General features: G+C 49.9%; 22 protein-coding genes and 1 riboswitch. Of the genes, 6 read left to right on the top strand and 16 right to left on the bottom strand.

Going from position 1 to position 21,538, the window contains the following annotated elements; genetic code table 11:
• The first annotated feature begins 27 nt into the window (after positions 1-27).
• Positions 28-807, top strand: a complete 780-nt coding sequence (locus ACR9FF_RS05565) for a helix-turn-helix domain-containing protein (RefSeq protein ID WP_435169597.1) — start codon at positions 28-30, stop codon at positions 805-807.
• A 123-nt stretch (positions 808-930) separates the two neighbouring features.
• The gene (locus ACR9FF_RS05560; protein WP_435169595.1) at positions 931-1,599 is read left to right on the top strand and encodes a PT domain-containing protein; all 669 of its coding nucleotides are present in this window, start codon (positions 931-933) and stop codon (positions 1,597-1,599) included.
• Between the two features lie 56 nt (positions 1,600-1,655).
• On the opposite strand, the gene ACR9FF_RS05555 is transcribed toward ACR9FF_RS05560, so the two are convergent.
• From ACR9FF_RS05555 to ACR9FF_RS05535, 5 genes are all read right to left on the bottom strand, one after another.
• A complete protein-coding gene (locus ACR9FF_RS05555) occupies positions 1,656-4,082 on the bottom strand; it encodes an EAL domain-containing protein (protein ID WP_435169593.1) in 2,427 nt (808 codons plus the stop codon).
• 302 nt (positions 4,083-4,384) lie between these two features.
• The gene (locus tag ACR9FF_RS05550; protein WP_435169591.1) at positions 4,385-4,864 is read right to left on the bottom strand and encodes a hypothetical protein; all 480 of its coding nucleotides are present in this window, start codon (positions 4,862-4,864) and stop codon (positions 4,385-4,387) included.
• A gap of 109 nt (positions 4,865-4,973) precedes the next feature.
• Positions 4,974-5,978: a CobW family GTP-binding protein gene (locus ACR9FF_RS05545; RefSeq protein WP_435169589.1), complete on the bottom strand. Its 1,005-nt coding sequence runs from the start codon at positions 5,976-5,978 to the stop codon at positions 4,974-4,976.
• A 139-nt stretch (positions 5,979-6,117) separates the two neighbouring features.
• Positions 6,118-6,240 carry a sporulation protein YjcZ gene (yjcZ, locus tag ACR9FF_RS05540; protein ID WP_015842688.1) on the bottom strand — a complete coding sequence of 41 codons (123 nt, stop codon included), beginning with the start codon at positions 6,238-6,240 and terminating at the stop codon, positions 6,118-6,120.
• A gap of 149 nt (positions 6,241-6,389) precedes the next feature.
• Entirely contained in the window at positions 6,390-6,869 is a 480-nt protein-coding gene (locus ACR9FF_RS05535; RefSeq protein WP_127495676.1) for a GAF domain-containing protein, read from the bottom strand.
• A 108-nt stretch (positions 6,870-6,977) separates the two neighbouring features.
• On the opposite strand from ACR9FF_RS05535, the gene ACR9FF_RS05530 reads away from it, so the two are divergent.
• Both ACR9FF_RS05530 and ACR9FF_RS05525 read left to right on the top strand, forming a co-directional pair.
• Positions 6,978-7,472: a CAP domain-containing protein gene (locus ACR9FF_RS05530; RefSeq protein ID WP_127495677.1), complete on the top strand. Its 495-nt coding sequence runs from the start codon at positions 6,978-6,980 to the stop codon at positions 7,470-7,472.
• A gap of 142 nt (positions 7,473-7,614) precedes the next feature.
• Positions 7,615-8,877 (top strand): alkaline phosphatase, encoded by a 1,263-nt coding sequence (locus ACR9FF_RS05525; protein ID WP_127495678.1) that lies wholly within the window; start codon positions 7,615-7,617, stop codon positions 8,875-8,877.
• Positions 8,878-8,965: 88 nt separating this feature from the next.
• Here ACR9FF_RS05525 and ACR9FF_RS05520 read toward each other — a convergent pair whose 3' ends face one another.
• From ACR9FF_RS05520 to ACR9FF_RS05510, 3 genes are read right to left on the bottom strand one after another with little or no spacing between them, the layout of a single operon-like run.
• Complete coding sequence (locus tag ACR9FF_RS05520) at positions 8,966-9,688, bottom strand: amino acid ABC transporter ATP-binding protein (RefSeq protein WP_116393707.1); 723 nt, start codon at positions 9,686-9,688, stop codon at positions 8,966-8,968.
• On the bottom strand, positions 9,681-10,352 hold the full coding sequence (locus tag ACR9FF_RS05515; protein WP_116393706.1) for an amino acid ABC transporter permease: 672 nt from the start codon (positions 10,350-10,352) through the stop codon (positions 9,681-9,683). Before ACR9FF_RS05515 ends, ACR9FF_RS05520 begins: the two co-directional genes overlap by 8 nt.
• Before the next feature lie 16 nt (positions 10,353-10,368).
• Positions 10,369-11,229 carry an ABC transporter substrate-binding protein gene (locus tag ACR9FF_RS05510; protein WP_127495679.1) on the bottom strand — a complete coding sequence of 287 codons (861 nt, stop codon included), beginning with the start codon at positions 11,227-11,229 and terminating at the stop codon, positions 10,369-10,371.
• Between the two features lie 258 nt (positions 11,230-11,487).
• On the opposite strand from ACR9FF_RS05510, the gene ACR9FF_RS05505 reads away from it, so the two are divergent.
• Positions 11,488-11,778, top strand: coding sequence for a hypothetical protein (locus ACR9FF_RS05505; protein WP_116393704.1), 291 nt, complete (start codon positions 11,488-11,490; stop codon positions 11,776-11,778).
• Positions 11,779-11,856: 78 nt separating this feature from the next.
• Here ACR9FF_RS05505 and ACR9FF_RS05500 read toward each other — a convergent pair whose 3' ends face one another.
• Complete coding sequence (locus ACR9FF_RS05500; RefSeq protein ID WP_435169584.1) at positions 11,857-13,131, bottom strand: nucleobase:cation symporter-2 family protein; 1,275 nt, start codon at positions 13,129-13,131, stop codon at positions 11,857-11,859.
• Between the two features lie 3 nt (positions 13,132-13,134).
• On the bottom strand, positions 13,135-13,737 hold the full coding sequence (locus tag ACR9FF_RS05495) for a xanthine phosphoribosyltransferase (RefSeq protein ID WP_435169582.1): 603 nt from the start codon (positions 13,735-13,737) through the stop codon (positions 13,135-13,137).
• Positions 13,738-13,876: 139 nt separating this feature from the next.
• Positions 13,877-13,980, bottom strand: a riboswitch (purine riboswitch).
• A 93-nt stretch (positions 13,981-14,073) separates the two neighbouring features.
• Between ACR9FF_RS05495 and ACR9FF_RS05490 the strand changes: the two genes are divergently transcribed.
• Complete coding sequence (locus ACR9FF_RS05490) at positions 14,074-14,601, top strand: DinB family protein (protein WP_435169580.1); 528 nt, start codon at positions 14,074-14,076, stop codon at positions 14,599-14,601.
• Positions 14,602-14,707: 106 nt separating this feature from the next.
• On the opposite strand, the gene groL is transcribed toward ACR9FF_RS05490, so the two are convergent.
• The 6 genes from groL to ACR9FF_RS05460 form a co-directional block, all read right to left on the bottom strand.
• The gene (gene groL / locus ACR9FF_RS05485; RefSeq protein ID WP_127495684.1) at positions 14,708-16,336 is read right to left on the bottom strand and encodes a chaperonin GroEL; all 1,629 of its coding nucleotides are present in this window, start codon (positions 16,334-16,336) and stop codon (positions 14,708-14,710) included.
• A gap of 66 nt (positions 16,337-16,402) precedes the next feature.
• Positions 16,403-16,684: a co-chaperone GroES gene (gene groES / locus ACR9FF_RS05480; protein WP_127495685.1), complete on the bottom strand. Its 282-nt coding sequence runs from the start codon at positions 16,682-16,684 to the stop codon at positions 16,403-16,405.
• A 219-nt stretch (positions 16,685-16,903) separates the two neighbouring features.
• Positions 16,904-17,494, bottom strand: a complete 591-nt coding sequence (locus tag ACR9FF_RS05475; RefSeq protein WP_435169578.1) for a TetR family transcriptional regulator — start codon at positions 17,492-17,494, stop codon at positions 16,904-16,906.
• A gap of 34 nt (positions 17,495-17,528) precedes the next feature.
• A complete protein-coding gene (locus ACR9FF_RS05470) occupies positions 17,529-18,695 on the bottom strand; it encodes a YhgE/Pip domain-containing protein (protein WP_435169576.1) in 1,167 nt (388 codons plus the stop codon).
• A gap of 346 nt (positions 18,696-19,041) precedes the next feature.
• On the bottom strand, positions 19,042-19,962 hold the full coding sequence (locus ACR9FF_RS05465) for a glycosyl hydrolase (RefSeq protein WP_201008414.1): 921 nt from the start codon (positions 19,960-19,962) through the stop codon (positions 19,042-19,044).
• Positions 19,963-21,522 carry a glycoside hydrolase family 43 protein gene (locus ACR9FF_RS05460; RefSeq protein WP_435169573.1) on the bottom strand — a complete coding sequence of 520 codons (1,560 nt, stop codon included), beginning with the start codon at positions 21,520-21,522 and terminating at the stop codon, positions 19,963-19,965.
• Positions 21,523-21,538: the final 16 nt, after the last annotated feature.

The raw sequence follows: 21,538 nt of genomic DNA, 5'->3' as shown, positions 1-21,538 counted from the left end.
CTAAACGACTGGAGGATGTAGGTCAACATGCTTACGCTGCAGCAGGTCAGACAAGACAGAGGGACCGATTGGTTCGACAACGGCGCTCGCCCGGAAGGCGCATCCACGCTTGTATTGTCGAGTTACGGCAAAGTCGTATACTGGGTTGGCAACGAGAAAATTATTTTGGAAAAAGGCGATCTGTTATATATTCCGGCCTGTCAATCGTATTATGGCAAATGTGTGCCAACCGTGTTCCATGAGAAATACGTCATTGAATTCACCGCGGATACTCCGCCGCTCCCGCTTCTGCAGAACAATCATTGGGTGAAATCGAGAACCGGCGCGTACGAGCTGATCCTGGAACGGATCAAAACCATGCATAACGAGTGGACGGAGAAGCATTTGTATGCCGATGTGCTTGGCCTAGCCATCTTATACGAATGCCTGGCTCTCTGGAATAGAGAGCTTGATGAAGGGCCGGCCACATCCGCCGCTCATCAGCAGGTCGAACGGATGAAAAGCTATATCATGAACTACTATCAGCAGAAAATTACGAAGGAGGAGCTTGGCGAGTATATCCGCAAAAGCCCGAACTACGCGGCTACGCTTTTCCGGCGGGTTACCGGACAAACCATCAGCGAATACGTCCATAAAGCGCGGGTGAAAAAAGCGATCTATCTGCTCGTGGACTCCACTCTTACGGTAAGCGAAATTTCCGAATCCGTCGGCTACCGCGACCTGTCTTACTTCCAGCGAATCTTTAAGCGCGAGACCGGCAAAACGCCAACCGCGTACATGAAGGACCGCCCAAAACCACCGTCCTAATCTTTAGCTGAACAATAAGAGCGGAAAAGAAACATCAGGTGCAACATCCCGGTTGGATTCCCGTTTAATAGGGTAAGAAAACTGGAAAGCTATAATAAAATACGCTGAAACGGAGTGAGGCTTATGTGGCGTCTATTAAGTATTTTGGCCGTCATGCTCGTGCTTGGCGGATGTTTAGGTCTTGGAGGGAATGATAATACGTTGTCACCGATGCCCTCAGCATCCCAAACCGCCGAGCCTTCGGCCGAACCTTCACTTGCGCCTACGCCAATTCCATCTTCGTCTCCGACACCGGCACCAACTGCCGAAGAAACGGCAAAAGCTATTATGAATGCCCTAAAGCAGCAGGATACAGAGAAGCTGTCCAGCTATATCCATCCCGAGAAAGGGCTGTTGTTCTCTCCCTACGGTCATATCGAGAAAGATGCCGCTGTAACCTTTAAAGCAGGCGAGCTGCCCGCATGGGATGATTCAAAGCTGTATAAATGGGGAAGCTACGACGGCTCCGGCGAACCGATCAGCCTTACTTTCAAAGACTATTTCGAAAAATTCGTCTACGATAAAAATTTCGCGGAAGCCGAAAAAGTCGGTCATAACGAAATACTCGGCCGAGGCAATACGCTGGTCAATATCGGGGAAATTTACCCGGGAAGCACCTATTACGACTATTACTTCAGCGGGTTTGATCCGGAGCTTAGCGGCATGGATTGGGAAAGCCTGATTCTTGTCCTCGAGCAGCATAACGGCGCCTGGTACGTTTGCGCCATCGTTCATTCCCAATGGACCATTTAATGCATAAAGGGCGCTTCCCTCGTCATTATGACGGGGAGCGCCCTTTCCTTTGCACCTTATTCTTCCGGAAATTTGTTAGAACGGAACAATTCAACGAAGCGTTCCGGCGCAACCGGCGGACTGAACAAATAACCCTGCAGCAGGTCGCAATTATGCTCCTTTATAATCTGCAGCTCTTCCGCCGTCTCCACGCCTTCCGTCACAACCTTCATATTGAGATTATGGGCAATAACAATAATTGATCGGAAGATCATCTGTTTGCGGATATCCGTCACAATCCCACGGATAAACGATTTATCCAGCTTCAAATAATGAATCGGTATGTTCTGCAGATAGCTTAAGGAGGAATAACCCGTTCCGAAATCGTCAAGAGACAGCTTTAACCCGAGCCCCTGCAGCTCATGCAAAATTCGCAGCGTATGCTCCGGATTTTCCATAAAGATCGATTCCGTCAGCTCCAGCTCGATCTGCTCCGGCCGGACACCCGCTTCCTCAATAATCGATTTGATGCTGGACACAATGTCTTTCTGCTGGAACTGAAGCATGGACATATTTACGCTCACAAGCACCGAATCCAGCCCCATCTGCTCCCACTGCTTCACTTGCCGGCAGGCTGACCGGAGCACCCATTCCCCGAGCAAAATAATAAAGCCCGTCTTCTCGGCAATCGGAATAAATTCTAGGGGGGACACCATCCCAAACTCCGGATGCTTCCAGCGCAGCAGCGCTTCAACCCCATAAATACGTCCCGTCCGAATCTCCAGCTTCGGCTGATAATGAAGCATGAATTGATTGGACTCCAGCGCTTCGAACATACTGTTCTCCAAAATAAGCTCTTTGGTCGGAACATCGTTCATCATGGGAGAATACAGCTTGTACGTATTGCGCTGCTTCTTCGCTACATACAAGGCAATATCGGATTCTTTCACCAGACGGTCGCCAGTCTCAGGCGTCCATTCCTGATGAACGCTCATCCCGATGCTCGCCGTCAGATAGAAGAGTCGTCCCTTCATCTTGATGGGCTCTGCAATCACGCTCAAAATCCGCGCCGCAGCTGCCGTTGCTTGTCCCAGATAGCTGATGTCGTCCAAAAGCACGACAAACTCGTCGCCCCCAAACCGGAATACCCGGCCGGACTGACCCATTACTTGAACGATCCGGTTGCCAACCTGCTTCAGGAGCATATCCCCCATCGTATAGTCCAGGGTCTCGTTAATAATCTTAAAACGGTCCAAATCGATGTACAGCAAAGCAAATTGACCGTTACTGCCCGTTTTTGTCTCCACATGCCGCGAATAGCCGTAACGGTTGGGGAACCCGGTAACCAGATCATGGGTCGCCTGATGCTGGATCAGATGCTCGGCTTCCTTGCGGAAATCAACCATCCGGTTAAAATGATTGGCCATCGTCTCGAACTCGTCGTTCGACCGGATATCAAGCTTCAGCTTCTCGTTGCCGATCGCAACGGCTGAAGTAACCTGAATGACCTTTTTTATATTTTCCAGAACAATTTTCTGAAGCATTAACCAAGCCAGCAAAGACATTAGTACAACCGTGGCGGCAGCTATCAGAATCGAGCTCCATAACGACGAATAATACTGCGTCAGCATATTGCCCTTTGGTATGACCATTTCGAAATGCCACGTAAAATCCTGAATCCGAATCGGAATCAGCATCCGGAACATTTGACCGCTCGCATGCCGGTCCGGCGTGTACTGGATAGTGGAGAAGCTCTTCTTATAGTTGTTAATAGAGCCCCCGCCCTCCCACATCTCATAAGGCTTCATGACAAGGCCCGGATAAGCGCCGTTAGCCAGATAATAGTTATTGGACGTAATGATGCTTGCATGGCCGCCCAGCGGACGGATGCTGCGGATCTTGTCCTGCACCGTCTGAAGCGAGATATCGCCGCCGACAATCCCGAGAAACTGTCCGTTCTCATCGAGAATCGGAAGAATAAAAGAAGTGACGACGATATCCTTGCCGTTCAGGTTGTAGGGGTAAGGATCAAACAAGGTGAATGTCTTCGATTGCTTGACGACCTGATAAAAGTCTCCATCCCCATTGAGCATGTTGTAATCTACGGTGGGGATTGCTTTTAAGCCGTCGCTGGTACGCACGATATAAGGAACAAACCTTCCGCTGTCGTCATCGTAGCCGCTCGCCAAACGGTTCATCGCATCCTTCCGATCAAAGGCATCCGGCTCCCACACCGTGTAACAGCCAATCAGATCCGGATTGTTGCGGACAACGGTTTCGAGCATATGTACGGCGTAAGAACGGTTCTGCACGCCATCCGAGCGCATTTGAAGCAAAGCATCTCTTATGGTAGTAAGAGATGCTAGACTCGTATTAATAGAAGTAGTGAATTGGTCGATATATTGTATAGACTGCTTTTGCGCGAGCAGCTCGCCCTTCTCCAGGCTGGTATGATAGAGCTTGGTGAGATAGAAAGAAACTAACAAAGAATAAGACGTCAGCATTAGAACTCCCAATGCAGTAATTAGTTTCTGTGCGATGCTGAGCCTTATTTTCCTCAAGATTCTATCCTCCTTCTCTGTCCATAGACCTACTCATGCGTATTTTCCAATTTATGATATGGTTCTAGTATACTTGACAAAATGTGATAAATTCAACGGAAAACTAGGAATTAATATGACAGAATAATCAATTCTTCGACAGGATAATGTCGAATTTTGTAACTTTACTAAAATTGTGAAAATAAAAGAGGCTGCTCGCTAACGGAGCAGCCTCTTTACCTCTGATTCTATAGTCCTGGCTTTGTTCAGCCTTGTTTGACATCCCGCTGCGGCTCTTGCTGAGCATCGCTCTTGTGGTGCATCCGGTGAAGCTTATGGAGCTCCTCGCGAAGCTGCTCCGCCGTTTTGCCTTCCGTTGCAATGCCGTTTTCCTTGGCCTTCTGACGCAGATGCTCCAGGATTTTCGCTTTATGCTCGGTCTTGAACGCTTCCCATTTCGCTTTATCCTTCTGCTTTGCCGCTTCCAGCTCCGTTCTGAGCTGCTCCGCAGTCTTGCCCTCCGTTTTAATACCGAAGTAATCAGCCATATAACGGAGCTTCTCCATCCGATGTTCTTCCGAGTTTTTGCCGAATTTGCCGTCATGATGATGATGGCCATGCTTAGGGCCATCATCCATCCGGTTATCCTGAGCTGCTGGAGCCTTCTCCTCCGGCTGCGCCGCGTAGACTGGAGCCGATAGCAGCAGCATAGTCGCTGCGAATGCGCCGATGATTTTTCTTTTCATGCCTTGCCACACCTTCCTATCCAATTCGTGATGCCGGAGCTCGATGCCCCTCATGGATTATTTTTCCCAAGCATACGATTGGATAGACATGGTCTTGTCGCATTGCCGATTATTCTGTCGAATGGTTAGGCTCACGCTCGAGCTTACGCAGCTCCTCAAGCACGGCATCCTTCGAGAAATGCTCGCCGATAAAGACGGCAACGTCATTCACTTCCCCTTGCGGCGTGATCCGGATAAAGTCCGTTTCCCGGTACGCGTATTGAAACAAGAAGCGGCTCGCCGTATCCGAGAACGTTACAATGCCCTTCGCCCGGTACACATGATCCGGCAGCTGCTTCAGAAACGCCTCAAACGCTACGCTGTCGACCGCTCCGTTCAGGTAATGCGTCATGACCATAACATGCTCATGGGTATGATGATGGTGATGCGAATCGCGATGCGCGTGTTCACTTTCCGCCTCTCCTTTATGTACGCCGACGCCGGATAGCTGCGAAGCATCCTCCGCTTGCCGCTCGATGAAAGCCCAATCCTCCACCTGGCAGCGGACCGTCGTCATAACCGGGGCAACTGCATTGATGTCGCGAACCAGCTGCTGCGCCTCCACCAGCTCGTCCGGAGCCAGCTTATCCGCTTTGTTCAGGAGCAGCCTTGTCGCACACCGGATCTGATCGCGCATCAGCTTAAACGTCTTGCCTTTCCCGCTTCGGCTCCGCTGCAGCAGTTCTGGTCCGTCCACGACCGTAATGACGCTCTGCAGCTCAATCCGGCAATACAGGGCAGCCTCCGTTACGCCGTCCATAATCTCCATCGGATTGGCCGCACCGGTTGATTCAATCACGATGACATCCGGCTGATGCGTGTCAATGAGAGTTTTAATCTCCAGGCTGAGATCGCTTCGAATCGTGCAGCAGATGCAGCCGCTTAGCATTTCCGACATCGGGACTTTATCTCCGACCATCTGACCGTCCAGATTAATATCGCCAAGCTCGTTCATAATAACGGCCGCTTTAAGCCCTTGCGCCTGCCAATGGTCCAGCAAACCGGTTAGTAGCGTAGTCTTGCCGCTGCCAAGAAACCCCGACAGCAAATAAATCGGTATAATGTTTGTGTTCATCGCTGCTCTTCCCTTTCCGTCTGTCATCCCTTCATTATAGCGCTACGGCATCCGGCTGCAACCATGTCACGCCGCAACGAAAAAAAAGACTGCCCCGCGCCAAAATGGCGGGGGCAGCCTCTTTTTATTTAATCAGACATTAAAGCCAGACGGATCTGATGATGATGACCAACAGAATGAAGAGGACAAGAATGAATCCAAAAGCACTGCCGCCACCATATCCGCAACCGGCACCTGCAACAGGACCAACTCCGTAGCTCATTTGTTCATCTCCTTTAACTAATGTACAGTATCCTATGTTTAAAAACCCAAACGGTATAGGCATTCATCAAAATTGTGCGTTTGCTGAATTTTAACGAATGATGCACATTGCCAAGAAAACTGAGCATGTACCCCTTTTTCAGGACGAAATTATAGATACTCCCCTAAGCGCTCGTTAAAAATAGTCAAATATTTAAGATCCGTTTCGTCGAAACGGCTGAACGACGGACTGTCGATATCGAGCACGCCAATAATCTGACCGCCGCTGTACAGCGGGATAACCAGCTCGGAATTGGAAGCACTGTCACAGGCAATATGCCCGGGGAACTGATGGACATCCTCGACGAGAACGGCTTCCTTGCGCGCCACGGCCGCTCCGCATACCCCTTTGCCAACCGCGATACGCGTGCAGGCCGGCTTGCCTTGGAAAGGCCCAAGGATAAGCGTTTCCCCTTCCAGCAAGTAAAAGCCAACCCAATTAATATCATCCAGGAACTGCTGAAGAAGCGCCGAGGCATTCGCCAAATTGGCGATCCGGCTGCCCTCGTCCTCTACCAGTCCCGTTAATTGCTTGATAAGCAGCGTATAGTTCTCTTCTCTTGTGCCCGTATACAAGCTAGCGTTAAACATTTTATATCACTCCTACTCTATCAACCTGACCAACCATCCAAACCAGACTTGATCGTATGAATAGAATATCATATTCCAGCAGCATGAGCGATTAGGGGGATAATTTGGGTGACGAAGAAGAAAACCGCAGCAAGGAAAAAAACGAGCGCAACGAAGAAAACGAATACGGAAAATCAAAACACAAAAACGGATCTGCTCTATCCTTTGCAGGAAAACTTTGAAGATGAAGGGTTTGCCCTGGTCAACCAAGCGAGAGAAGCCGCCGGCCTGCAGCCTCTCAGCAGATTGGAAGTGCTATTTGAGGCGGCTGAAGCCAAAGCGCAGGATATGCGAGACAACCATTATTTCGACCATCTATCCCCCACATACGGTACTCCGGGACAAATGCTGACGCAGTTTGGCGTGGAATGGACGGCATACGGGGAAAATATCGCTGCCGGTCAACGCACACCGGCCGCTGTTATGGAAGCCTGGATGAACAGCCCGGGCCATCGGGCCAATATATTGTCTCCTAAATATACGCATTTGGGAATCGGATATGCACCCGGGACAAATGACAGCCGCTACCGGACTTATTGGGTACAGGAATTCGTAAGACTATAGATCTGATTTTTCACCCAGATCCAACTTTACTCCTATTTTTGTAACTAATTTACAAAAGCTTTACTTCTCCTATACATTCTCCTAATAGAAACTTTGTAAGATGCAGTTGAAATCGCGCTATCAAATAGGAGGAGATCCAAGAATGAAAGGCAAAGTTTTGAAGACAGCCCTGCTTGGAACAGCAGCAGCCGCACTTGTTGTTACGGGGTATACAGGCATTAAGAGCAATAACCAGGTTAACGCTGCAACCCAAAAAGCAAAAAACGTCGTTCTCTTTGTTGGCGACGGCATGGGCACCGCGCAGCGTGATGCCATCCGGCTTGCTACAGTAGGCGAAAGCGGACAACTGGCTATGGACTCGATGCCTTACGTTGGCCTCATTCATACAAGCTCCACAACGGCCATCACGGATTCCGCCGCTTCCGCAACCGCTTATGCAAGCGGCGTAAAAACGTACAATGGCGCAATCGGCGTGGACGCAAACAAGAAAAGCGTAAAAACGATTATGGAATACGCGAAGGATAAAGGCATGTCTACCGGTCTTGTTACGACAAGCCAGATTACGGACGCAACGCCCGCGGCTTTCGCTTCCCATGTAGAAGACCGCTCCAAGCAAAGCGATATCGCCCTGCAATATTTGACGAAGTCGAAGGTTGACGTGCTGCTCGGCGGCGGCGAAGACTTCTGGTACCCTGCAGGCAACAAGGGTGCTTTCGACGATGAGACGCCAGCTGATCCTTCCGAGAAAAGCAAAGGAACGCAAGGCGACCTGGTGAAAAAGGCGAAGTCGCTTGGTTATACGTACGTAACGAACAAAACGGACATGACCAAAGCAAAAGGCAAGCTGCTTGGCCTGTTCGCTAACGAAGAAATGTTCCAGCAAAAGCCGGAAGGACAAGGCGATGTCTACAACCCGATCGTCCCTCTTGCCGACATGACGAAAAAAGCGCTGGACACTCTCTCCGCAAACAAAAAAGGCTTCTTCCTTATGGTTGAAGAGGAAGCTACGGACGAAATGGCTCACAACAATAACGCGAAGCTCACGATCAAAGCCGGTCAAGAGCTCGACAAAGCCGTAAAAGTAGCGAAGGACTTCGCGAAGCAGCATCCGGATACGCTTGTGCTCGTTCTTGCCGACCACGAAACAGGCGGCTTCTCCGTTGAAGAGGTAGACGATTCCGACGAGTCTACGGATGGCAAAACCATCTCCGGTGAAGACGGTCCGTTCGCGATCGCGAATTCCAAATTGAACTTTGTCGTAGACTGGACAACTTCCGGCCATACGGGCGTTGACGTTCCGGTTACGGCAACAGGCGCAGGCTCGGAGCTGTTCACGGGCATTTTCGAGAATACCTCCATCTTCAACAAGCTGGCTCAAGCTTTGAATATTACGATCAAGAAGTAAGCCCCGCTTGAACATTCCCCGCTATGCAAAAAAGAGACTTCTCTTGGCTAATCCGCCATGCGAAGTCTCTTTCTTTATTTCTATATCCTTATAACACTTTGCTAAGGAATTCTTTCGTTCTTGGATGCTGCGGATTCGCGAATACTTCACGCGGCGGTCCCTGCTCGACAATCTGCCCGCCGTCAATAAACAACAAGCGGTCCCCTACCTCGCGCGCAAAGCCCATCTCGTGGGTTACGATGACCATCGTCATGCCTTCCTTCGCAAGCGACTTCATCACGTCAAGCACCTCGCCGACCATCTCGGGATCAAGTGCCGACGTAGGCTCGTCGAACAGCATCACATGCGGTCGCATCGCAAGCGCGCGGGCAATCGCTACGCGCTGCTTCTGGCCGCCGGACAAGCGGTTCGGGTACGCATCCCGTTTCTCCTCAAGTCCTACGCGGCGCAGGAGCTCAAGGCCGATTTTGTCCGCCTCATCCTTTGCCACGTTCTGTACTTTGGTAGGAGCAAGCGTAATGTTCTGCAGCACCGTCTTGTGCGGGAACAGGTTAAACTGCTGGAACACCATGCCCATGCTTTGACGAAGCTCGTTGATATTCGTGTTGCGGTCCGTGAGGCGTTTGCCTTCGTACTCGATCACGCCGTCCGTAGGCGTCTCGAGAAGATTCAGGCATCTCAGAAAGGTGCTTTTGCCGGAGCCGCTTGGCCCGATGACGACGACAACCTCGCCTTTCGCAATCTCCGCATCAATGCCGTTCAGAATATTCGCTTTGCCGAATGACTTCTTAAGTCCGGTTACTTTAATCACTTGTTTTCAACCTCCGTTCGCCAATGCCAAGCAGCTTGGACAACGTAAAGATCAAGACGAAATAGATCAACGCGGAAATAAGCATCGGCTCAATGGAAATATAGGTGGCGCCTCTAATCGCATTTGCCTGGTAAGTCAATTCGGCGTATCCGATAACGGACAATACCGAAGACTCTTTTACGACAACGACAAACTCGTTGCCAAGCGCGGGCAATACGTTTTTGAATGCCTGAGGAAGGATAATTTGACGCATCGCCAATCCTTTCGACATCCCCAAAGAGCGAGCGGCTTCCATTTGACCCTTATCCACCGCTTGGATACCCGCACGCATGATCTCGGCAATATAAGCGCCGCTGTTTACGGTAAGGGTCAGATAAGCGGCCGTAAAGATACCGATGTCAAAGCCAAGGAAGATCGGAAGTCCGTAATAGAACAAGAACAACTGTACGAGAAGCGGCGTACCGCGAACGATTTCAACATATACCGTTCCGATGAAACGAAGCAGCCACAGTCCCGACAAACGGAGGAGGGACACGAGAGTACCAAGCACAAGGCCGCTAAGAACGGCAAGCAGCGATACCTCCAACGTCTTTTTAATGCCGGTCCAATAGTACGAACCATAGTCGTTTAGAAAAGAAAAATCCCAATGATACGCTAATTCCATGATGTCTACCTGCCTTTTATTTCTCGGAGATTTGCGTCATTTCGGATACCCATTGATCAATCTTCTTGTCCGCAGTCAGATGATCAAGCGTCTTTTGAATCTCGGCGAGAAGATCCTTTTCCCCTTTGTTAACCGCTACAGCGGAACCGCCGGACTCGTATTCAGGCGAAATGCTTGTTAATGCGAGATCGGAGTTTACGTTGGCATACCCTTGCGCAACCGGAAGCTCGGCAATGAGAGCATCAACCTTTTTCGATTTCAGCTCAAGTACCAGATCCGTCGTTTTACCCAAGGATTTCAGCTTGGCGCCTTTAATGCCTTGACCGATTTTCTCTTGCGTGGAGCCCATTTGAACGCCGATCGCTTTACCTTCCAGGTCAGCCATCGTCTTGAATTTGTCTTTATCTTCCGCACGAACAAGAACGCCTTGTTTAGCTTCGTAATAAATCTTGGAGAAGTCTACCGCTTTGGCGCGTTCCTTATCCGGCGTCATGCCTGCGATAACGAAGTCGATTTTGCCAAGCTTCAGCTCGGCAAGCAGGTTGCCGAAGTCCATATCCTTAATCTCCAGCTCAACGCCAAGATCCTTCGCAACTTCCTTTGCGATCTCAATGTCGAAGCCTACGATTTGATCCTTACCGTCAATATTTTTGTGGAACTCGTACGGCGCGTATTCAGCGCTTGTGCCGAGGACGATTTTTCCGGCTTTCTTAATATCGGCCAGCTTGCCGGTAGCCTCTGCGGCACCGTTATCCGCGGATGCGGCCGGGCTTTCGTTAGAGGAAGAATTATTCGCGTTGTTTTTGCCGCCGCATGCCGCCAGCGTAAACACAACAACTAATGTAAGCATAAGAACCAAGCTTTTTTTCAACGTCATGTCATTCAACTCCTGATGTCTGATCATTAGAAAACCAGTTGATTATAATTCATTATCACGTATAAAGATACAGGTTTTTTCTCCCATAATTTTCAGCTTCGCTAAGTCGTTGGCCCTACTACAGGAAGCATTCCCAAATAACCTCATCCTCACTCGAAGGCGGCGAGTACAAGAAGCCAATATACGACATACTCCTTTTATAGTAGAATTTATAGCTGAATGAAACATGCTTCCCAATTCGATTATGAGGTGCTTACCATGTCCATCAGTTTTACGTCATCGATCATTAGCCGATTAAAACGGGATATCGCTGAAATAGACCGGCAGATTGTCCAAAATAAAAGCAAAGCTGCCAAGATTAACGCTAAAATCAAACAGCTGCAAAAAGACAAACCTGACGGTTCCTCGCCGGCAGATCAGAGTAAATTGACCCAAATCAAAAAGCTCAGCGCCCAAGCCGATCAATTAACGGAATCGCAAACGGATCTGGCCAAGCAATTGTCCGTGAAAAACGCCGAGCTTAGGCTTCAACTGGCTAAGGGGAAATGACTCTTGAACAATTCATTGAAGCAAAAAAGGATGCAACCCTTATCAGGTTACATCCCCACAAACAACCGGCCTGAAACTTTAAGCGTCTTCAGAGCCGTTCTTGCCGGATAATAGCAAATTCATCAAAATAGCGGTAACGGATCCGGTTACGATCCCGTTCTGCAGAAGCATCTTGGCGAAGTCCGGCAGCTGGTCGAAGATTTGAGGCACCGCCGAGGATCCAAGGCCAACGGCAATACTGCATGCGGCGATGAGCAGATTGCGCTCCTCGCGCAGATTTACTTCGGACAAGATCGAGATGCCGGAAGCCGCAACGGAGCCGAACATGACAACCATCGCACCGCCAAGCACCGCATTCGGGATCACCGTCGTAATCGCCGCAAGCTTCGGCAGCAGTCCAAGCACAACCATAATGCCGCCGGCCGCAAAAATAACATCGCGGGTTTTTACGCGAGTCAGCGTGATCAGACCGACATTTTGCGAAAAGGCCGTATACGGAAATGCATTAAATAATCCGCCGAGCATAATGGCCGCGCCTTCCGAGCGGAGACCGTTAATAATCTGCTTCTGCTCCACCTTCTGATCCGTTGCTCTACCGACAGCCAGATAAACGCCCGTGGATTCCACCATACTAACAATATTGACGATAATCATCGTGAACACGGCCGTCAGGCTGAACTGCGGCGTACCGAAGTAGAACGGTTGAACGATGTTGAACCAGGAAGCCTCGTTTACGGGCGCAAAGCTGACGATTCCCATCGCGTATCCGGCGATCGTGCCAACGGCAAGGCCAATCAGCACGGATATGGAGCGCAAGAAGCCTTTGGCGAACCGATTCACGAGCAAAATGACGATAAGCGTGCCAAGTGCCAGCAACAGATTGCGAGGCAATCCGAAGTCCGCGCTGCCTTGTCCGCCGGCAACGTTATTCATGGCAACAGGGATTAGCGAAAGTCCAATGATGGTAACGACCGAACCGGTTACGATGACCGGGAAGAACTTCAACAGCTTCCCGTATAGCGGTGCTGCCAATACGACGAAAAGGCCGGATAAGATGATTGCTCCATAAGCCGTAGCCAGATTCGAGGCAGACGCAATCGCTATGATTGGGCCCACCGCCGTAAACGTGCAGCCGAGGATAACCGGCAGTCGGCTGCCGAAATATTTGGTACCCAGCACCTGCAGAATCGTTGCAAGACCGCAAGTGAACAGGTCCGCCGCGATCAGGTAGGCCATCTGCGCTGGAGTCAAGTGAAGTGCGCCTCCAACGATTAACGGAACAACAACCGCGCCCGCGTACATCGCCAAGACATGCTGAAATCCTAATGTAAATGCCCTCTGTTTGCCCAGCATCCCTTATACCGTCTCCTTTACAAGCTCTTTGGCCGATTCCTCGAAATCGATTTCCCCCGGCGCCATTCTGGAGATGGTTGCAAGCGACTCGACGCTGACATTCATTTGCTCCAGCAATCCCCGGCCCTCTTGGAAGCCTTTTTCAATGACGCAGCTAACGCCGGCAAGCTCAGCGCCGGATTCTCTCACGATCTGAACCAAACCAACCAGGGCAGCGCCCGTTGCGAGAAAATCGTCAACGATAAGAACCTTGTCGCCGGGTCCCAAATAATTTTTCGAAACCGTCACCTGATACGTTTCTTGCTTCGTAAAGGAATGAACAGACGCCGAATAGACCTGCTCCGACTGCGTGACCGCCTTTTTCTTCTTGGCGTATACAAACGGAACCTTAAGCGCAATACCCGCAGCCATCGCAAATTGAATGCCGCTTGCTTCAATCGTAAGCACCTTCGTAATAGTCTTGTCCGTAAACCGGGCCACCAATTCTTTGCCAATCTCCAAGGCAAGCTCCGTGTCTACTTGATGATTCAAGAAGGAATCCACCTTCAGCACCGTATCGGACAAAATTAATCCTTCTTCGCGTATTCGATCTTTCAGCCTTTTCATCTTTTTCGCTCCTCTAGTTGAATAAAAAAAGGGACAAGCCCTATTAGGCCTGTCCCACGTTAAACTAATTCGTGCACGCTGAACTACATTCGAAGGCTTTCCTACTGCTTCCAGTACGGAAAAGCACAATAAAGAAAAAATGCAAACAGCGATCACTCATAGTCGGATAGTTGCGATGGTTATCCGGTAGAAACTTATGGGCCATATTCCCATGATTATATGAGTCTTTTTAAAAATGCATTTCTAATCATACTAGGAATGAAGGCCAGATTACAAGTGGTATTTTTTTATGATAGGCTATTAAGGCAGAACGGTTTCTAGGAGAGGAGCAAGCAAATGAATTTTAATCTCACGGAAGCGATTGAAGTATTGGAACGCACACCGCAAACCTTGCAGCTTTTTTTATCCGGTTTGTCCGATGGCTGGCTGACATGCAACGAAGGAGAAGGAACTTGGAATGTGCGGAGGGTCATTGAGCATCTGATTGAGGGGGAGAAAAACAACTGGATTCCGCGGCTCGAATTTATCCTCGCAGAAGGCGAACATGCGCCCTTCCCTTCCTTTGACCGTTACGCTCATTTGAATCAAGCCTCTGCCCGATCATTTGAACAGTCCTTGCTCGAATTTATTGCGATCCGGACTCATAATATCGCGAGGCTCGAGGAGCTCGTGAAGGATGAATCAAGTCTTGAGCGGACTGGCTCCCATCCTGCATTTGGCGTCGTAAAGGTACGGGAGTTAATCGCTACTTGGGCGGTGCATGACATGACGCATATCGCCCAAATCGTCAGGGTTATGGCCAACCGTTATGTTACGGACGTAGGACCGTGGCATGAATACTTGGGGATACTGAATCGGAAATAATACGGATTAAAATAAAGAGAGGCTGCAGACGCGCTGTTCAGCGCGTTTGCAGCCTCTCTTGTTAGATGACTGATTTTTTCCGAATCGGACGTACTCTGTCCGATTCTTACATCATGCCGCCCATACCGCCCATGCCGCCCATATCAGGCATAGCTGGTTTGTCTTTCTCAGGCTTGTCGGCAACAACCGCTTCTGTAGTCAGGAACATAGCCGCTACGGAAGCTGCGTTTTGCAGAGCGGAACGAGTTACTTTCGCAGGGTCAACGATACCCGCTTCGAACATGTTCACCCATTCGCCGGTTGCAGCATTGTAACCAATGCCTACTTTTTCGTTTTTCAGACGCTCAACGATAACGGAACCTTCTTGGCCAGCGTTCGCAGCGATTGTGCGAAGCGGCTCTTCGAGGGAGCGCAATACGATGTTAACGCCTGTTTGCTCGTCGCCGCCAATTTGAATAGCCGCAACTGCTTTATATACGTTGATCAGAGCTGTACCGCCGCCGGATACGATACCTTCTTCAACCGCTGCGCGAGTCGAGTTCAGGGCATCTTCAATGCGGAGCTTGCGCTCTTTCAATTCAGTTTCAGTAGCCGCGCCGACTTTGATTACCGCTACGCCGCCAGCCAGTTTAGCCAGACGCTCTTGCAGCTTCTCACGGTCGAACTCGGAAGTTGTTTCTTCCAGCTGCACGCGGATTTGGTTAACGCGAGCTTGGATGTCGTCAGGGTTGCCGCTGCCGTCAACGATGATCGTGTTTTCTTTCGTAATGCGGATTTGGCGAGCGGAACCGAGTTGGTCCACAGTAGCGGATTTCAGCTCAAGGCCGAGCTCTTCCGTAACCACTTGCGCGCCAGTCAGGGCAGCGATATCAGCCAGCATTGCTTTGCGGCGGTCGCCGAAGCCTGGAGCTTTAACGCCTACGCAAGTGAATGTGCCGCGCAGTTTGTTCAGTACGAGCGTAGCTTGCGCTTCGCCTTCGATATCTTCCGCGATGATCAGGAGCTGTTTGCCGGATTGAACGACTTTCTCCAGAACAGGCAGGATCTCTTGGATGTTCGAGATCTTTTTGTCCGTGATCAGGATGTATGGGTTGTCGAGGACAGCTTCCATTTTATCCGTATCCGTAATCATGTACGGGGAAACGTAGCCGCGGTCGAATTGCATACCTTCAACCACTTCAAGCTCAGTAACGAAGCCTTTCGATTCTTCAACCGTGATAACGCCGTCGTTGCCCACTTTTTCCATAGCTTCCGCAATCAGTTGGCCTACTTCGTCGTCAGCAGCGGAGATCGAAGCCACTTGCGCGATCGATTGTTTGCCTTCGATTGGTTTAGCGATTGCTTTCAGCTCTTCTACAGCAGCTTTAACCGCTTTTTCGATGCCTTTGCGGATAACCATAGGGTTAGCGCCAGCCGTAACGTTTTTCAGGCCTTCGCGAATCATCGCTTGAGCCAGAACGGTAGCCGTCGTTGTACCGTCACCGGCAACGTCGTTTGTTTTTGTTGCTACTTCTTTAACGAGCTGAGCACCCATGTTCTCGAATGCGTCTTCCAGCTCGATTTCTTTCGCGATGGAAACGCCGTCGTTTGTGATAAGCGGGCTGCCGAATTTCTTCTCCAGCACCACGTTGCGGCCTTTAGGACCAAGCGTTACTTTAACCGCGTTTGCAAGTTGATCAACACCGCGCAGCATTGCGCGGCGAGCGTCTTCGCTAAATTTAATTTCTTTTGCCATTACCAGTTACCTCCCAAAAAGTATAATAAGTATCTTCCGCCTTGCCCTCTATGTTAGGAAACGGGCTTATCCAAAGATCGCGTGAATGTCGCTTTCCTTCATAATCAAATACTCTTTGCCGTCGTATTTGATTTCTGTTCCCGCATATTTCGAGAAAAGGACGCGGTCGCCAACTTGAACTTCAAGCGCAACGCGAACGCCGTCTTTCAGCGTACCGCTGCCAATTGCCACCACTTTGCCTTCTTGCGGCTTTTCTTTAGCTGTATCCGGCAAAACGATGCCGCTTGCAGTCGTTTCTTCTTTTGCGATCGGTTCGATCAATACGCGTTCACCCAAAGGTCTGATCATTGAAAATAGCCTCCTTAAAAAATTTGTCGCTTATTGTTTTATATTAGCACTCGTAAGCTTGAAGTGCTAACAACCATTTTTATCATACTCATTTTCCAGTCCGATTTCAAGTGTCTTGGACCAATTTTGCAGTTAATTAACATCGGCTCTCAAGGCACCTTCACCATTATAGCCCTAGCAAAAAGACGGCATACGCATATAAGCGCATGCCGTCCTTAATTACAGCTTCACTTGCAAGCCGCCTAAAATAAAATGAGTCATCTCTTCGATCGTATAATCCAGCGTATGAGGCCCCTCGCTGCGGATAGCCTGCCAGTACTCGGAGTTGCGATTAAACAACAATACGCCCGCGATGGAGTACACGGTAAGATCAACCGAGTTGAATTGGAACACGCCCTGCTCGCGGCCTGCCTCCAGCCACTTCCGCAGCGCCTGCCACAGCGGCATAACGTAATAGCGGATTTTGTCGATGCGAGAAGTGTTCAGCAGGATTTCATACTGGATAATCTGAACAAGCTCCGGATCGTTATACCGAAATTTGGAGACCTCCGAAATAACCAGCTTCACGCCGTCAAGCGGAGGCAGGTCTTTGTCCACGTCAGCAAACTGTTGGCTAGGAAAATACGCATCGAACAAAGCCGCGAACATATTCTCTTTCCCGCCGAAATGATACGAAATGAGAGCGACGTTAGCCCCGCCCGCTTCCTCGCATATTTGCCTTACCGTTGTCCCGTCAAAGCCCTGACTGGCAAACAGCTTCTTTGCCGCAAGCAGAATGCGGGACTTCACATCGCTCTCATTCGTTGTCATTGTCTAATCCTCCAGCAAATCTATTTAAATCGAATTATTTGGCCGCAACCGCTGCCTCTTGCTTTCGAACCGCACTGCGTCTCAGCCCCGTCGCCGCAGCGCTCACCGCTACGGCTACCGCCGTAATCAGGAAGAGAATCGCTACCTCATGGCCTACGCCGGGTCCGCCAAACAGTAAGTTCATGTTTCCTTCAACCGCATACGTTGCGGGAAGAACGGAACCAAGCCCGGTATAGAAATCCGATAACAGCTCCCGCGGCACAATCGTACCCGAAGATACCAGCTGCGCCGACAGAAGCATAATGTTGAACAGCATGCCGGCCATCCCGAACAGGTAGAGAAACATTTGCGATACGAACATAAAGGTGAGCAGGAACAGCATTTCAAATAACCATAGATGGAAAAAGCCCTGCTCGATTTGTCCGCCAAGCGATAACAGCAATGCCGAGCCTACTAATGATACAACAGCTGCTGCCGCAATATTAATGATACTTCTTGCCCCGAATCTTCTCCAGCGGCTGACGCTGGCCTGAACGGCCATTGCCGACTGCTCCAGATTCATCCCCATAATCATGGCGCCTACATAAGAAGCAAGCACCATCATCATCGGCACCATCTGATTGTTCATGCCATGTATGGCGTTAGTCGACTGAATATCCGCTGTTACGCGCTCAGCCAAACTTTGCGCAGCCGTTGCAGCCTGCTCCTCCGGCATCTGGGCAGCCACGCCTAGCGTTGTCTTCACGCCGGCGGCTACCGCCTGCTTGTTTACCTCGGCCGTAACCTGCTCGGCTACCCCGTTCATCATGCTTTTAATTAAAGCAGGATTCGACTCATTAATCCAATACTGAATGTTGGCGTGTCCGCCTGGAGACGCCGCCTTTTGCGTAAAATCCTCCGGCATGTAAATAATCATCTGAAGCTTCCGGTCGTCCAGCTGCTGCTGGGCAGCGTCCAAATCATCCAGCCGGGACATCTGGAACGGCAGCTCCTTAAGCAGATTAGCCGCTACCTGCTCTCCAAGCTGCTGGTCTTTATTGACAACCGCAATATGCAGCTGATTGGCACGATCGGTTACCCCGTCATAGCCCGTCATCCAAATCAAAGAGAATATGATTTGGAACATAAGTGCCGTAATAATCCCTACCCATGTGGTCGGGCGCTTCATAAATGCCTGCAAAGAATGTTTCAATTTCTCCACTCCCTCTATCTATATCTCGTATTAAACATATGTTTAAAACAACTGTTTAATACATTAACAAGGAAGTTTCTTTATGTCAACGATGGATTTGGGATAGTAGTCCTTAACTTACTTATAAATCTTTATTAAACAAAGAAGACGCCTTTCTGGCGGCGTCTTCTTTGTTTATGGGACTTTAACTTCAAAAAGCTGTAGCCGTCAGCTCCCTAATTTTTTATTCGCAGGATTTCAATACCTTAGATCAGATCAATCTTAGGATAGAGAACAGATGAACCCCTGTTGGTGGTGGGCTTACTTGGAGGATCACAATTATCTGTTCTCGAGTTTAGAGGAGTTTCCCTCCATCTTATCGATCATCCGCTTCCAGATTCAACTCAAACTCCTTGTCGCGGTCGCAGATCAGCACTCCGTCCACAACCTCCAGCTTGGCAACCTGAATGGACGAACGGCGAAATTCATAACTGTTCGAATCTTCATGATGCCCCTTCACACGGCCTGGATGAGTAAAATAAAAGATATATCCTTCTTCTCCTTGCACAACTACATCCGCGTGAAGGCCGATCGTCCCGTCATCCTCACGCCTGCCAGGCTGGTCGAGAATGATTCCGTTTCGTTCCCATACCGTCAGATCATCGGAACGGAAAACACCTTGCCCTCTCCATTCGTCTATGATAAGCCAATAATATCCTTTTAAGCGGAACACATTCGGTCCTTCGTGGCCTCTTTCGGTTATGACCGGACCAATCGGCTGCCAATCATACAGATCCTTGCTCTCTGCAGCGTAGGTATGATTCCGCTGCTTAAACCACATTCGAAACATGCCGTTAGGCAGCTGGTACACACAGGCATCGATCACGTTCTCCTCACTAATGCCAAGCGTGGACTGGAATTCCCAACGAATAAGGTCGGAGCTTGTATAATGCCGGATACGAGCCTTGCCCGTCCAATCTTCCGGTACGCCGTGGACGTAAGTGACATACATATGGTACAGCCCGTCATGCCAAATGATTTCAGGCGCCCAGAACGTATTTCTGCCCCATTCCGTTTCGAGACCTTCCAGGGTTCCCCGGTATAACCAGGTTGATCCGCCATCCGAGGAAGAAGCAACACCAAGATCGGTGCCATGCACCCACCCGAATTTTGGCCCCTCCTGCGTTGCGCGGCGGTTCGTATAGATCAACCACCATTCCTTGGCCTGCCGATTCCAAATAACGACTGGATCTGCCGCGCCGTCATAAATGGGATCCCTAAACAATGGCGATTTCATTCATTCTCCACTCCTCGCAACCCAATAATTAAATTGATCTACATCGATATAACCCTGCTCACTTTCGCAGTTATAGCTGTATAACCCGATCCGGTCGCCCCTGTAATTTCCCCATCCCAGCTGATACGCGTCTCCAAAGCTCGTGAATTGTACGCCATCGACGCTATATTCAAACCGGCTGATTCCGTCTACGTTCCATACAGACCTTAACCATAGGGTAGAACCCTTTAATTCCGGACCCCATTCTACCGTACCCGAATGATTAAACTTCAGGATCCTTGTCCCGTTCCGTTGCTGTACGCCAATCGTGCAATAGGTTTTCGCAAAATGGCAAATTCCCGCTTCCTGCCCGTCCGCCATGCCGCCGATATCCAGCTTTACGGTTGCCATATTATGAACGGTTCTGAACGCCCGTTGCGTAATGACGTTGCAGACGGTAAAAAAATTGCCCTTCTCGATCGGTTGGCATGCGTATAGACGCAGGTGGCCCGGCCGTTCCGTTAACGACCATTTGTCGGCTCTTGGCTGATGGTTCCACTCCCAATACGGCTTAAGCACCGCCCGGTCAAAATCGTCATTCGTGGTAAGAACCGTCGTGGGATGGCCGTTAATCGGCTTCCTGCCTCCCCATACCATTTCTCCGACTCCGTCGCCGTCCGTATCTTCTCCAATGATCGGCCATCCGTCCACCCATGTTACGGGCAGCAAGTGAAGCGGTCTGCCTTCAAAATCGCCCGATCCCTGGTGGCTAATGAAATACCATTCCCCGGTAACAGTATCGACCAGTCCGCCTTGATTCGGCTCCCGGTCTATTTCCTTTCCGTGGGTATGAATAATTTCCTTTTCCTCATAAGGACCATAAATATGCCTTGCCCTTAACATCATGACAACTCGGGCTTCAAAGCCTTCCTGAGCTCGCACCTCGCTGTGGAAGAAATAGTAAATCCCGTTTATTTTGTAGAGCTTATTGGCTTCGCTCCCTTTGTATTGATGGATAATCCTATCACTGTCCTGCAGCAGCTCTTTGCCGTCTTCACTAAGTTTAATTAAATGGATATTATAGTTATCGGCAAAATGAGTGGCAACCAGGTAGCCTTGTCCGTCATCGTCCCAGAATGGGCAGCAATCATCCCAGCCAGTGACCTCCCAAACCCGATGAAGCGGCTCCCAAGGTCCAGCCGGATCGGAAGCCGTGCTCATAAACAATCCTTCATCGGGCGTGAAAAAATAAACCCAGAATTTATTCTTATGGAATCGGATGGCGCCGGCCCAGACCCCTCTGCCATAACGATTCATGCGATCGTAATTGTATTCCGGGCCAATGCTTGTCAAATCTTGAACAACATGTCCGATCATGCTCCAATTCACAAGATCCTTGGAATGCAGCACCGCCATCCCCGGAGAGCAATGCAAAGTAGAGGAGATGCCGTAATAATCATCCCCGACCCGAATGACATCCGGATCGCTATAATCGCCGGGCAAGACAGGATTAACATAGGTGCCATCCCCCTGATCTCCCCAAGCTCCCTTCTTCGATAATAAATGGTAGTTAACTTCCATAACCTACCCATCCTTT

The sequence above is a fragment of the Paenibacillus glycanilyticus genome, assembly GCF_051200795.1.
Classification (GTDB): Bacteria; Bacillota; Bacilli; order Paenibacillales; family Paenibacillaceae; genus Pristimantibacillus; species Pristimantibacillus glycanilyticus.
This window is presented reverse-complemented; position numbering and strand designations above follow the sequence as displayed.